This is a genomic window from Acanthopleuribacter pedis (assembly GCF_017377855.1).
Taxonomy (GTDB): domain Bacteria; phylum Acidobacteriota; class Holophagae; order Acanthopleuribacterales; family Acanthopleuribacteraceae; genus Acanthopleuribacter; species Acanthopleuribacter pedis.
In genome coordinates this window covers 98,041-111,581 of sequence record NZ_JAFREP010000022.1, presented here as the reverse complement: position 1 = coordinate 111,581, position 13,541 = coordinate 98,041, and the positions used below count along the sequence as shown (strand labels likewise).

Annotated in this window: 9 protein-coding genes; 3 read left to right on the top strand and 6 right to left on the bottom strand. The window is 55.3% G+C overall.

All coding sequences use genetic code 11. The features are described from left to right. Positions 1–236: 236 nt before the first annotated feature. Positions 237–890, top strand: a complete 654-nt coding sequence (locus J3U88_RS22125) for a hypothetical protein (RefSeq protein WP_207861166.1) — start codon at positions 237–239, stop codon at positions 888–890. 33 nt (positions 891–923) lie between these two features. Further along, positions 924–2,267: an AarF/UbiB family protein gene (locus J3U88_RS22120; protein ID WP_207861165.1), complete on the top strand. Its 1,344-nt coding sequence runs from the start codon at positions 924–926 to the stop codon at positions 2,265–2,267. A 980-nt stretch (positions 2,268–3,247) separates the two neighbouring features. On the opposite strand, the gene J3U88_RS22115 is transcribed toward J3U88_RS22120, so the two are convergent. The 4 genes from J3U88_RS22115 to fusA form a co-directional block, all read right to left on the bottom strand. Continuing rightward, the gene (locus tag J3U88_RS22115) at positions 3,248–3,847 is read right to left on the bottom strand and encodes a hypothetical protein (protein ID WP_207861164.1); all 600 of its coding nucleotides are present in this window, start codon (positions 3,845–3,847) and stop codon (positions 3,248–3,250) included. Between the two features lie 215 nt (positions 3,848–4,062). Further along, positions 4,063–4,605 (bottom strand): hypothetical protein, encoded by a 543-nt coding sequence (locus J3U88_RS22110; RefSeq protein ID WP_207861163.1) that lies wholly within the window; start codon positions 4,603–4,605, stop codon positions 4,063–4,065. 724 nt (positions 4,606–5,329) lie between these two features. Further along, positions 5,330–7,165: a methyl-accepting chemotaxis protein gene (locus tag J3U88_RS22105; RefSeq protein WP_207861162.1), complete on the bottom strand. Its 1,836-nt coding sequence runs from the start codon at positions 7,163–7,165 to the stop codon at positions 5,330–5,332. Between the two features lie 278 nt (positions 7,166–7,443). After that, on the bottom strand, positions 7,444–9,522 hold the full coding sequence (gene fusA, locus J3U88_RS22100) for an elongation factor G (protein ID WP_207861161.1): 2,079 nt from the start codon (positions 9,520–9,522) through the stop codon (positions 7,444–7,446). Positions 9,523–10,241: 719 nt separating this feature from the next. On the opposite strand from fusA, the gene J3U88_RS22095 reads away from it, so the two are divergent. Then, entirely contained in the window at positions 10,242–11,222 is a 981-nt protein-coding gene (locus J3U88_RS22095; RefSeq protein WP_207861160.1) for a tRNA dihydrouridine synthase, read from the top strand. A gap of 49 nt (positions 11,223–11,271) precedes the next feature. Here the strand turns inward: J3U88_RS22095 and J3U88_RS22090 are convergent, their stop codons facing one another. Both J3U88_RS22090 and J3U88_RS22085 read right to left on the bottom strand, forming a co-directional pair. Continuing rightward, positions 11,272–12,918 (bottom strand): DedA family protein, encoded by a 1,647-nt coding sequence (locus J3U88_RS22090; protein WP_207861159.1) that lies wholly within the window; start codon positions 12,916–12,918, stop codon positions 11,272–11,274. 162 nt (positions 12,919–13,080) lie between these two features. Next, the gene (locus J3U88_RS22085) at positions 13,081–13,530 is read right to left on the bottom strand and encodes a hypothetical protein (RefSeq protein ID WP_207861158.1); all 450 of its coding nucleotides are present in this window, start codon (positions 13,528–13,530) and stop codon (positions 13,081–13,083) included. Positions 13,531–13,541 lie beyond the last annotated feature (11 nt).

Here is a 13,541-nt window from a genome sequence, read left to right as displayed (position 1 = left end):
TCGGTTTAGATCGGCGTACTACCGAGCCAATGGCTTGGTGGCGCTGGGTTTGGGCGCGAAGCTGGGTCGCCTTGGTGAAGCCCGCTGTTGGCGGGTGACAACAAAAAGGAAACCTTTGACGCGGTGATTTCGTCTCAAGTTCGGACCATGCAACCCGCGCGGAAAGGGTGAAAACCGCCGGCCGAAGGCGGCTGAGAAAACGCCGGTCGAAGGCGGCTGAGAAGGAAGGTACAACCATGACGGAAACAGTCGAAGCGACACCGTTTTGTTGGAAAGAGGCACTGACGGCCTATGTCACCGAATACGGTGATCGCCCGAAGACGGCGGCGGCGTTGGCGCGTCACGGCGAACGCGAAACGCCCGAGTTTTTCAAAAGTTACGGCTCGCTGCGGGCCCTGGAGAAAGCGACCTGGGCCGAATTCGGTCGGCGCACACGAATGATTCTCGAGGCCGATGAGACCTATGGCGAATACTCGGGCCGCGAAAAGCTGCTGGCATTCTGGTTTACCCTGTTTTCCGAGTTTGGTCGCGAACGGGCTTTTGCCGCGGCGTATGAATCGCTGCTGCGCGCGCCCGCGCTCGGCATGCCCCGCGTGCTGGAGGGCCTCAAAGAAGAAATCTTGGAATGGGCCGAACCCGTAATTGAAACCGCCTTGGAAGACGGTGAGCTGGTGGAACGGCCGATGGTTACCAAATACTACGCACGAGGTTTGGTTTTTCCGACCTATTGCTTGTTGTTGTTCTGGCTGGATGACGAATCCGCGCAATGCCAAAATACGGATCAAGCCATTGAAAAAACCGTCCATGCTCTGTTTGATTGTGGCGGAAAAAACCTGTTCGACTCCTGGTTGGATTTGGGCAAATTCGTCGTGCAGCAGGGCCGACGTTAACCCGGCTTCGGCCGCGAGGGTGAGAGGTGTTGTGTGAAAGAATTGGGCAAAATTCCAACGGGCAAAATCCAGCGCGCGATGAAGTTCGCAACGACCGGGGCCAAGGTGGGCGGGAATTACGTCAGTCATTATTCCAAAAAGCTGATTGACCCCAAACGGCCGCGTACCGAACTCGAAGAGGCCAATGCGCAGGAAATTTACCAGTCATTAAGCGAGTTGAAAGGCAGCGCGCTTAAGGCCGCCCAAATGATCAGTATGAACCCGGATTGGCTGCCGGCGGCCTACCGGCAAAAGTTTAGCCTCTCCCAGTACAGTGCACCGCCCTTGTCCTACCCGCTGGTGGTCAAAACGTTTATGGAAGAACTGGGCAAGGAGCCCACGATGATTTTTGACGAGTTCTCGCGCAATGCGGTCAATGCCGCCAGTATTGGACAGGTCCACCTGGCCAGGCGCGGCGAGCAGAAGTTAGCCGTCAAGGTGCAGTACCCCGGCGTGGGGGATTCCGTGATGACGGACCTCAAGATGGTGCGTCCGCTGGCGATTCGGTTGCTCAATGTGAACGGCAAAGAGCTGGATCACTTTATGGACGAGGTCGCCGTCAAGATGCTGGAGGAAACCGATTACGGTTTGGAGCTGTCGCGATCCTTGGAGATTAGTGCGGCCTGTCGTCATTTGGAAGGCATTGATTTTCCCGAATATTACCCGGAACTCTCCGCCAAGCGGGTGTTGACGATGGATTGGCTGGACGGCGAGCATTTGCGTGAGTTCCTCAAGCGCAAGCCGGACCAAGCGCTCTTGGATTTGATTGGACAGCGCCTGTGGGATTGTTTCCACTTCCAAATTCACCATTTGCGCAAATTGCACGCGGATCCACATCCCGGCAACTTTTTGTTCCGGGAAGACGGCAGCATCGGCATTCTCGATTTTGGGTGTGTTAAAGAGATTCCCGACGATTTTTACACCAATTACTTTAGCTTGGTGCGTCAGGACTTGCTCGATCCCGAGAACCTGGACGCACGGGACGATTTGTTCTCCCGCATGGGTTTCCTTTATGACCACGACGATGCGGAGCAGCGCAAATTCTTTACCCAATTTTTCATCGGCATGATCGAGTTGCTGGCGCGACCGTTCCACGCGGATCGGTTTTACTTCGGGGACCGTACCTATTTTGACGAGATCTACGCCTTCGGGGAGCGGGTACGGCGTGATCGTGATCTGCGCGACAATAAAACGGTTCGTGGCCGCAAGGACGCGATTTACATTGACCGTACCTACTTCGGGCTCTATCACATCCTCCACGATCTCAACGCGACGATTAAGGTGACCAAGCCGGCCTGGCTACAGGAGGCGGGCGCGAGCCAAGCGTCCGCGGGTTAGGGGGAATATTCCGCACGACGGTATTTTTGGGCGTTGCGGAAGGGAAACTTGTTGTCATGGCTCGGTGATGGAAACGGTTCGGAATGGGCGGCTGTTGAAATGGGTGGTGATCCGGCGTTCCCTGTAGGGGAACGCACACCGCCGTGCGCGGACCCTAACTGGTTTAAAACGTGAGCCGAAGGCGAACCTCTTACAGCGGCACTGAAGGTGCCGAGGATTTCAGCCCCGATCAAATGGTTGTGGCACAACCATTTGCTCTGGGTTCTCTGGGGTTCCCTTTGGGTAGGCGCTGACGGCGCCGGTACCACAACGGTGAACCGTATGGTAGGTACGATCTCCGCGGACCCTACGGGAATGAACGGGTGGGACGATCTTTGGCGGAACTACGGCAATGAACCGAATGGATCATGTGGTTGTTTTATTGGCAAACCAACCCTTGGTTATTTTGTATTGCCATGGAGGCCTGTGGGATTCGTAAATTATGTGGTGTCAACCCCTTCGGGGTTTTTCCGTTCGTGAACCCCCGTGACCCAGGGTGCGACCATTTTCAATGGTCGTACCCGGGGCTAACCTATTGCACGCCTTCAGCGTGCGTCCAGGGTGGCGAGGCGTTGCCTCGCATTTATTGAAAACATGGTCCTAAGGGGCGGCGGTGCGGCCCGCTTCGGGGCGCGCCGGATCGGATCCCAACCAAAGATGGGGCGCGCCGGATCGGATCCCAACCAAAGATGGGGCGCGCCGGATCGGATCCCAACCAAAGATGGGCCGGAGCGAAACCAAACCATGGTGGCCGTTGACCACACCCCGGTCCAAAAAATGAAAAAGGGAACAGCGGCCTGTCGATCTGCTGTTCCCAAATAATCTGAGTAGATGAATCCTGAGTGAAAACCGAGGCGGTGCGAACGAGGGGGGCTGTCGCGGGGTGCCTCGGTGTTAGAACGGGTCTTGCGGTTCTTTACAGCGCGGTGGGCAACCGACGCTTAGAAACCTTTCATCCAAACTTCTTGGAAAAACCAAGAGCCGAAGCTGTCCATGTGGACGAAGTATTCACGTTTGGTGCTGTCGTACCAGCAGCCGTTGTCTTGCATGGCGCGCTCTTGATTCTTTTCTTTGCGAACCAGGTTTTTGATGACCTCGGCGTTTTCTTTGAAGGGAGAGTACTGACAGACATCGTTCAAGCGGAAAAAACCTTTGAGCTTGAGAATGTTGTTGGCGTCGGTGACACCCTCGGGGATAACCTTCAAGTCGCGAGGATCAATGTTGGTGGGAATGGATTTGAATTGTGAAATCTTTGTAAAGGTCTCACGAAACTTACTCATTTTCAAAACATACTGGCTGCCGCGCGGCTTGAAGAAACCGTAGTGCTCGTAGGTGTCGAGACCTTTTTGCTCGGCGACCTTGCTAAGCTTGGTCAGCTCCATGGTGGTCATACCCAGAATGTCTTTGATTTTGGAGAACTTATACATACCGTCGGTATTGAGAATATCCTGAGGGGTGTGATCGTCCTCCACGTTGGGCCAATGCATTTCTTCGTGGTCAAATTCGAATTTGCCGCCCTTAGTGTTGTCCAAATTGGTCATTTAGTGCCTCCGCAAGAGTTTGATGTGTGGTGTTAATTTGTATCCATAGAGAGAGGGAGAAAATTTATACAGCGAGGGAAGCCCGGCTCTTACATCCTAAAAGTTTCGCCCGGCAGTTGCACCGAGATCAAGTAAGAATGTTGAAAAAATCATGATTTGTGTTTTTGTTGGCGTCTTGGCTTTGTTCTTTTGGGGGTTTTTCCCTAAGTCGAAAACTAGTTTCGTACCCAGACGCTGCTAAAGAACCAGTTGGGGAAGAGTTCCATGTCGACGAAAAACTCGCGTTTACCGGCGTCGTACCAGCAACCTAGGGTCGCTTTGGCTTGTTCCTGGTCCTCATGTGCTCGGATCGTGTTGCGAATGTTCTCCTCGCTTTCGCGAAAGGGCGAAAAGGAGCAAATGTCTTTCAGGTAGTAATACCCGCGCAGCTCAAGCAAAAGATTCGCATTTTTGATGTTCTTAGGGACGGTTTGTACCTGGTCCAGGTCGATGTTGGTGGGTAGGTCCTTGCGTTGGTTGAACTCACTGTAGAACTCGCGAAACAAAGACATACGTACAATGTACTGGCTGCCCTTGGGTTTGCCGAATCCGTAAGTTTCGTAGGTGTTGATGTTTTGTTTGAGAGCGTCTCGGCTAATTTTGGTGAGGTCGGCCGTGGTCAGATTTAACTTCTCCTTGATTTTGGAAAACTTAAACATGCCTTTCCGGCATAACAGCTCTTCCTCGGTCCAAGAATCCTCGACCTCAGGCCAAACCATTTCTTCCGGGTCAAAGGAAAAAGGTTGTTTCGTTTGCTTTTTGGTTTTCGTGGCCATTGGTGGTTTAGACCTCCGTTTGTCGAATGGGGGCGTCTCCTTGTAGTCGGCTTGCTGCCACCGAGGTGGCATACGACCTTCAAGGGAACAACCGCGACTCGTCAAATCTTCATTAATCTACGAACCGTTATAAGCATATTCGAGCAGGGGCCTGGCTCAGCCGTCGTTTTTGAGCCGGCTCTGGCTATTTTATTCAATGTATGTTTCGTGGCCAAGTCCGAAAAAGTTTTGTTTCCTTCGATTTAGGCCGTCTCACCCTTGCCAAAACGGGTCCATGGGCGCCTTCTTGGACCCGTTTTTGGGCCGTTTCTTTGCGCCGCCACATCACGCAAAGGCAAGGGGCGCAAGGGTTCACCTTCGCGGTTTGTGGTGAATCATGCTTCAGAAAAAAGCTGGGTTTGTGCCCGCGCGAGCAACTGAGAGCGCTCTCAAAATTTTACATTTCGAACCCATAAAAAAACACGTGGTTAACCAGTTGTCCCACTTTGAGCCCTCGAAAAAAGGCGTTTAAACGCAGTTGGTTAATTCATTGTGGGTTTTTTGTGGATGTTTAATGACAGCGGTGTCGGTCGCCTCGCCTTACTTTGCCTATCCACGAAATATGTTGCTTTATACCTGCTTGTCCCCGCCAAAGGGGTGATGATACAAGGCTAATATACGCAAGGCTTTATGTCTTGAAAGTGCCGATTAATTCCGACACCGATTGGGCAATTTCGCTCAATCCTCGCGCCTCTTGCTGCAGCCGCTCCGCGCTGCTGTTGGATAATTTTGCCCTTTTGTGAACTTTCTCACCGATCTCTTTGACCACCAGCGACTCTTTGTACATCGCGCCGGCTTGTTCCGCGTCGGTTTTGGCCGCGGTACTCACTTTGGACGACTTTTCGGTGACTAACTCGGAGAACTGAGCCGATTCATTGACGCCTTGGGATACCTCATGTGCCTTCTGCGCGCTGCTCACCATGCGTTCTTCGATTTCAATCGCCGTCTGTGTCTGCTGTTCCACCGCCGCTGCAATATCACCGGTTTTGGTGTTGATGATGTTGATAATCTGATTAATGCTGCGAATCGCATCAATTGCGGTGGTTGTGTTGGACTGAATCGCGTTGATGCGACGGGAGATGTCCTCGGTTGCACCGGCCGTTTGGTTGGCCAATTCCTTGACCTCGTTGGCGACAACCGCGAATCCACGACCGGCCTCGCCGGCTCTGGCCGCCTCAATTGAGGCATTCAACGCCAGCAGGTTGGTTCTCTCTGTAATTTTGGAAATCAAGGCGACCACCTCGCCGATCTCACGCGCGGCCGTGTCCAGCTGGTTGACGGTCGCGTTGGTTTCCCGCGCCGTTTCGGCGGCTTGTGCCGACACCTTACGTGCCTCATTGATGTTGCTGCCGATGTCCTGAATGGTGTGGCTTAATTCTTCGACCGAGGCCGCTACTTCATTGATATCGCCCGACATCGCCTGGGCCGCGCCGTCCATATGCCGCATATTGCCCTGTATTTGCTGCATGGCTTGTTCCATTTCTTCCAGCGAATTCACGCCCGCCTTGGCGCTTTTGGCAATGTCGGATAGGGTACCGGAAGCCGTTCCCGCCAGGGTTACCAAACGGTTCGCGTCCCCGGTTAGTTCCTGAGATTCCGCGTTGGTTTCATCGCTTTGCCGGCTGAGTTGTTCGGCGGCTTGTGCGAGCTTGGCAATGTTTTGGTTGAGCTGGACGATCAGTGCCAAAATCGATTCGTTGTAACTGTTGAACCAACGGGCAAGTTGGCCCATTTCATCGTTGCTCTCTTCTGGAAGGCGACAGGTTAAATCCCGTGTCTGTAGCATGTTCTGGATGTGTGCCACGGTAGCGCGAACCGGCTTGGTGATGTAGGTAACCAGACCGAGCGAGATCACGCATGCCAGCAAGGCAACCACCAAACCGACCCAAATCAGCGGGGTCATTTTGTCCATGAGGGCCGATTGAACGTCGTCCGCGGTGAGATCGATGGAAACCAGCGCCACCACGGCGCCGGCGCTGTTGCGAATGGGGCCGTAGCCTGAAATGTAGGTGTTGGAAGTGCTGGTATAGAGATCGGTGTGTTTTGGCTTGCCCTGTTCGAGGGTGGTCGCCATATCGTCGGCCACGCCGTAAAGGGCGGCGTTGTAGGTACTGCCGACAAAAGTCTCGTCCTGGGTCATGATGACAAACTGCATACCCTCGTTGGTTTGGCGCAGGGTGTAAATTGGATGCGGTAATTCCATGGCGTGGGCAATGTCCCGCAGTTGTTCGCGAATCGTGGTAAAGGCTTCGCCGGCGGCGTCGTCATTGCTCCGGACTTGTTCGTGTAAATCGCCGTCAATGGCCAAGGCTGCCACGGCCGCGACGTGTTGGGCTCTTAGGCCCAGTTCCTCAATGGCGGCCTGACGTAACACGCCGTAGGCGGCGAAGAGCAAGGCGGCAATGGTTAACAAGACAATGCCGAGACTGTAGATGCCAAGCTGGACTTTTAAGTTCATCGCCATGGCGCGGACCTCCGCACAACCCCACCCTACGGATTCCCGAAAGGGGCGCCGAAACATCAAAATGCGTTGTATTCATGAGAATGGTTTATCTTACCTAAAGCCGCTTATCGTCGGCGAGCCTTTTTTGTTTAAGTTTTTACATTTGACGGGGCTGTATGCCAACGGCACAGCCGGTTCCCCAACAAAAAAGGCGCATCCGAGGATGCGCCCGTGGGTTTTGCGCCGCGCGTTTTTCCCGCGGTTACCGCGAGAAAAGGGCTGAGCAACCAAAGATTGCGTTAGGCGTGCCCTTGTTCCTCTCGCAAGGCTTTGAACTTTTCGATCAGTTTGTTTTGGACCTCACGGGGCACGGGTTCGTAATGGGAGAACTTGCGGCTGTGCCGCCCGCGACCCTGGCTGATGGAGCGCAGGTTGGAGGAGTATTTCCACATTTCACTCAGGGGCACCTCGGCGTGAATGACTTGGAAGGCGCCGTCGTTATCCATGCCCAGGATTTTCCCGCGACGGCTGGAGACATCGCCCATCACCGAGCCCATGTAATCCTCGGGGATGCGGATTTCGAGCTCGTAGATGGGCTCCAGGATGACCGAACCACCTTGCTCCATCGCTTCTTTCATGGCCAGGGAGGCCGCGATTTGGAAGGCCATATCGGAGGAATCGACGTCGTGGTAGCCACCGTCAAACAAACGCACCGAGAGATCGACAATCGGGCAGTTGGTGAGGAACCCCTCGCTCATGGCGTGGACCACGCCTTTTTCGCATGCGGGGATGAATTTGGTTGGGATGGCGCCGCCGACGATGTTGTTGACGAATTTAAAGCCGCCGCCGCGGTGCAGCGGGGTCACCTCGATATGAACGTCACCGAATTGACCGCGTCCACCGCTTTGTTTTTTGAAGCGTTTGTGGACGGTGGCGGATTTCCGCAAGGTTTCGCGGTAAGGAATATTGGGTTCTTCCAGGGTGCAGGTGACCCCAAAGCGGTTCTGAAGGCGGTGGATGACCCAATCGAGGTGGAGTTCGCCCTGCCCGCTGACAATGGTTTGTTTGATTTCGGATTCGTAACTGAAATGGAAGGTGGGATCTTCCTGGTGGAGTTGGGCCAGGCCTTGGCTTAATTTGTCCTCGTCCGCGTGGTTGTTGAGCACCAGGGCGGCGCGGATAACGGGTTCAGGGAACTTGATTTGGCTGATGATGATCGGGGCCTTGGCGTCGCAGAGGGTTTCGTTGGTGTGGGCGTGTTTGAGTTTGATGATCGCGCCCATATCGCCGGTTTCCAGTTTGTCGGTTTCTACGCGGTGCTTGCCGTTGAGTAAGTAAAGCGCCGAAATGCGCTCGCTTTGGCCGCTGTTGGCGTCGGTCAGCGTGGTGCCGGACATAAGGGTGCCCGAGTAAACTTTGACGAAGGACAACTCGGCGTGTTTTTCCGATATCGATTTGAAAATAAGCGCGGCGGCGGGTTCATCGGCGCTACAGCGGCGGGAAATGATGTTGCCCTCGGGATCTTTGCCGGTAATGTCGGGCAGATCCGAGGCCGAGGCGCCGTACTTCACGAGCACTTCCAAAAGGCGATCAACCCCGATGTTCTTCTTCGCGCTGCAGCACATGATCGGATAGAACGCATTGTGTTTGCTGCAATGGGACAAAACCGCTTTGAGTTCGTCCTCGCTGATTTCTTCGTCCATCAGGTACTTTTCCATCAGGTTTTCGTCGTGGTCCACCACGGACTCGATGAAATTGAGGCGGTATTCCTGATACTTCTCCTCAATGTCGGCGGGAATCGGTTCTTGGCGATAGTGGCCGTCGTCGCCCTCATAAACCAACATGGCGCCGCGGATGAGGTCGATAATTTTGCAGAAACCGGCGCCGGTTTCGTAAGGAAACTGGGCGATGACCACGTTTTCGCCGAACTGTTCGATCACCTCGGCGGCGACCCGGTCGAAGTTGAGGTTTTCTTTGTCGAGTTTGTTGATGACCACGAACTTGCTGAGATCGTGTTTCTTGCCGTATTTCCAATGGAGTTCGGTGCCGACCTCGACCCCGGAAGAGGCGTCTACCACAATCAAGCCGCTGTCGACGACGTGCATGGCGCCGTAGACTTCGCCGATGAAATCGAGGTAACCCGGTGCGTCAACCAGGTTGATTTTGTGATCGCTCCATTTGAAATGCATCATGCTGGTGCTGATTGAGATGCCGCGTTCAATTTCCTGTTCGTGAAAGTCACTGGCGGTGTTGCCTTGTTCGACCGTGCCCATGCGGTTGGTGACCCCGGCGGTGAAAAGCATGGCTTCGGCGAGTGTGGTTTTGCCACACCCGCCGTGTCCCGCAATGCCCACATTGCGAATATCTTCTACATTCATGTGTCGACCCCCTTTTCATCATCCCCGCGTCGGTCGGGCGGGGACAGGTTTGGTGGCGAACGAATAAAGTCGCAACAGGAGGCGGTCGTGGTTCGCCCGCCGCCTCCAGACGACCCCGAACGGGGGCCGTAAGATGATCGTGGCCGGTCGGCGGACGGCTCGGTTGCAACGCCGCGGAACTCGGCCGGTTCCTCACGACGGGTTCTGTACCGGTCGCGCGGGACCTGTAGTCATGGTTGGTTTCGGACCGTGACGACCGAAACGGAACACCCGCGTCTTGACGGGGTGGCTCCCTCGAGCGTGGCAGGAACAGCCTGAGGGCCCGATATGAAGCGGCGTTGGCGCCGTTTGGGCGCGTGGAAAGGCCTGGATGCAAGGTTCGTTTTGTGTGAGGAATGCGTTACCTTGACTATAGCGAAACGGGATTGGGAAACCCAGCGAAACTTGGCCTTCCACAATGGATTCTGTGGCCCGTCTCCCATGACCCCTACTTTTTTGGTAAAATGCCCGTTTGCTGTGCGCGTCGGTCTTTCACCTAAGAAGCGCGATAACTCGCGGTAATTTTAGCTAAACCTCTGGGCTGCAACGGCCTGTAAAAATGCTCGACGTACCTTCCAGGTACGCCTGCGCTTTTTCCAAGCCATTTCGCTCCAGATCTTTAGCCAAAAATCCTCGCTTCGCGCCTCTTAGGTTCCGCACCCGCGCCGAAGAGGTAATGCATGACCTGGTTAACGGGATCCTATCCCAAGGTAATTCTGGCCCCGATGGACGGTTATACCGATCCACCCTTCCGCCGTTTCATTAAAAAAGTCGCGCCCGGTGCGACGGTTTTTAGCGAATTTCTCAGCGCCCGCTTGGTATCGCAAAAACCCAGCCTGGCCAAAACGATGTTTCGCGTTTACGACGATGAAAAACCCGTCGTCATTCAGCTTTACGGCAAAGATCCGGCCGAATTCGCCCTTGCGGCAAGCCTCGCCGAGCAAGAAGGCGCCCAGGGCATCGACATCAACATGGGGTGTCCCGCCAAAAAAGTTGTCGCGCACCGCCACGGTTCGGCCCTCATGAAAGAGATCGACCTCGCCGAGGAAATCATCCGCCAAACCAAGGCGGCGGTTTCTGTTCCGGTTACGGTGAAAACCCGGCTTGGCTGGGAAGACGACCGCAACCTCATTCCCTTCGCGTTACGCCTTCAGGATTGCGGTTTGGACGCCATCACCATCCATGGTCGTACCTACAGTCAAAAGTTCGAAGGTGAAGCCGATTGGACCTCGATCTACGCATTAAAAGAAGCGCTGTCGATTCCGGTATTCGGCAACGGTGACGTGGTTTCGGTTGCCGGCGCCCTGGACAAGCTGGGCAACCTCGACGGCGTCATGGTCGGGCGCGGTGCGGTTGCGGACCCCTGGTTGCTTAAACGGGCCTGTGCGGCTTTTGCGGGTGACGAGGAAGGCGCCCGTCGCGTCTACGGTTTTGAAGAGAAAATCGCGCTTTGGAAAGCCTTTGCCGAACTGGCGGTCGAGAGCAGCGTTAAAACGGAAAAACACGCTTGCCAGTCGTTTCGGAAATTTTTGGTGCGGCTCCACAAGGACCTGGGTTTGTCACGCGAGGTTCGTGCCCAAGCGGTGCGAGCGTCTACCTTGGCAGAGGTACACGCGGCCCTCGATTTGTTTCTCGAGGCTTCGCTGGAAACCGCCGCCTGATTTAGGCGGGCGCCGCCCTGGGTATTGATCGCGTAAAACCCCGTTTTCGTTAATCCGGGGTGGGGTGGGATTGGGCCGTGCGGTAATAACGCCACACGTCACCGATAAAACGGCTGATGGGAAAGCGCGCAACCCCGTTTTTGCGGTTGCGGTAGCCGATTTCCCACAGGAACCGGTAGTGTCGCACCAAGGTGCGTTGGGCGTGCAGGATGCCGTGGCGCTGGTCGTACATATGCGAGGGTTCCCCGGTGGCGCCGTTCAATTCGATGATCTTGAAACGCCGGCCCTTGCGAAAGTCTTCTAAATTGTCGGCGCGGATATCGTAGCGGCCGATGAAAAAGCCGTCCATCGACTGGGATATTTCGTCGATCTTGGCCGCGAGTTCGTCGGTCATCAGGTGAGAGGCGTCGTTAAAAATGGTACCGAGGCAGTGGTTGCCCGCAAGCACCAGCGGTACGGCCTCGCCACGTGGGATGACGGTGTCCAGCTGATCGCGGTAGCGGTGGCGGTAGATGTGGATGCGGCCCAAGCCGGACGGTTGGCGCAGGATGAGTTCGTCCAAGGTTTGGCGGCCGTCACCGGCTGCAACGGGAAACTCTTTGCCGGTTAAACCCAGCACCCGACCTTTGCTTTCGCCTGGCAAACGCACGTAATACACACCGAATTCATAGGGGCCGGGATGGTAGGCCTGGGCCTGGATTTCGCCTTGGAAATTGGCAAAATAGGCGGCGGCTTGATCGCGGTTTTTGACCTTTTTTACGCCCGCACCCCGTTGACCGGAATCCGGTTTGAGGAAGATGGGCCAGGCGATGTCTTCCCGTTCCATCCAGGTTTCCAACTGTTGGAGGCGTTTTTCCGGTGTCTCCGGTGGAAGTGCCAACCACGGGGCGATGAAGGCGTCACATCCCTGAAACGCGCCCAGGATGCGGTTTTTCGATTCGCCGATAAAACCGCTGTTGTTGATGCCGGGGTTGGAAACGAGCGGGTAACTCAAGGCGCGGTAACGCACCATGCACCAGAGGTTGTAGCCGATGATCGGCGCGTAAACGATGGGGATCGGCCAGAATTCCCAGCGGTAAAAACGGCGTAAACGGCTTTTGAGGCGGCGTCGAATCCGCCAATCGCTGAGTTTCATGACGAGCTTGAGGAAGACAAACATCAACAGGATGCCGCCGACCATGACCGGGACTTGGTACTTTTCGTTAAAAATCATCAGCGAGAGGAGTTTGTCGCCGAAAAACCAGGAAAGCCCGACCAGGAGTGGGACCCAAATCGCAACGGCCACCGCCGAGGCGATAATGAAAAATTTGGCGCGTGAGCCGAGCAGGCCGGCGGCAAAATAGGTGGGAAGGCGGGTGCCGGGAATGAATCGGCAGGCGATGACCACCATCATGCCGTTTTTTTCAAACCAGGTTTCGGCCAACTGGACCTTTTCTTCGGGCAAGAGGTTGCGAAGAATGGGGAGTTTGAGCGCGGGGCGTCCGAGCAGCAACCCCGCCAGGTACAGCAGGCCGTCGCCGAAAAAGATCCCGATGAAACAACCCAATAGGGCGGTGAACGGGTTCAGGGTTCCTTGCGCGACCCAAATACCCGCGCTAATGGTGGTCAAATCCTCGGAGACCAGGGTTGCCGATGCAAGAATAAAAATTTTCAACCATTCGGGAGCTTCGAGAAGCCGTTCCAGCAAGCCATTCAAGGGTGGGTGCCTCGTTAATCAAAGGTGGGGGCGCGAGGGTCGCGTGCCGCCGAGGGCATCATAGCGCGTGAAGTGGCGCTTGTGACGTCGTTTTCTTGGGTGTGCCCTGTTGGCGGCCGCGTTTGTCGCGAAGGGGTCCGTGCCGGGGCCGAACGCTACCGATTAATAGCGGATTCCGTCGCGAAAAAGGATCGGTGGTAGGGGTTTATCGGAAAACCGCCAGTCGGGGAACAGGCGCCAAACCCAAGGTGTGATCAGCAAGACGGCCGCCGCCGCGAGGGCGTAAACCAGGTATTGCTCACCGTAGGCGGGTTCCATCAAGGCCATTTCCATTTCCTTGAGGCGTTTGCCGATGTACCAGTAACCCAAGCCGCACCATGCAAGAACGCTCAAATGAAACAAACGATTCCTGCTGATGAGGATTTTCATGGCGACGGCAAAGGCGGTAACGGTCAGGGTCAGGTCCCAAAACTGAACGCGCGCGGGTTCCTCGGGAAGTGGGAACAAACCGTTGGCGGCGAATGCGGCGAACACCATAAAAAAAAGAGACAGAACCACGCGCTGGGGTTCGGGTTTGAACAAAGGGACGTGTTTGACGGCGGGACGCGTCATCAGGGCCTCCT

Excerpts from the sequence above, each read along its gene's own strand:
- J3U88_RS22125 (WP_207861166.1), top strand. The coding sequence starts at position 237 with ATGACGGAAACAGTCGAAGCGACACCGTTTTGTTGGAAAGAGGCACTG.
- J3U88_RS22115 (WP_207861164.1), bottom strand. The coding sequence starts at position 3,847 with ATGACCAATTTGGACAACACTAAGGGCGGCAAATTCGAATTTGACCAC.
- J3U88_RS22110 (WP_207861163.1), bottom strand. The coding sequence starts at position 4,605 with ATGGTTTGGCCTGAGGTCGAGGATTCTTGGACCGAGGAAGAGCTGTTA.
- J3U88_RS22105 (WP_207861162.1), bottom strand. The coding sequence starts at position 7,165 with ATGGCGATGAACTTAAAAGTCCAGCTTGGCATCTACAGTCTCGGCATT.
- fusA (WP_207861161.1), bottom strand. The coding sequence starts at position 9,522 with ATGAATGTAGAAGATATTCGCAATGTGGGCATTGCGGGACACGGCGGG.
- J3U88_RS22095 (WP_207861160.1), top strand. The coding sequence starts at position 10,242 with ATGACCTGGTTAACGGGATCCTATCCCAAGGTAATTCTGGCCCCGATG.
- J3U88_RS22085 (WP_207861158.1), bottom strand. The coding sequence starts at position 13,530 with ATGACGCGTCCCGCCGTCAAACACGTCCCTTTGTTCAAACCCGAACCC.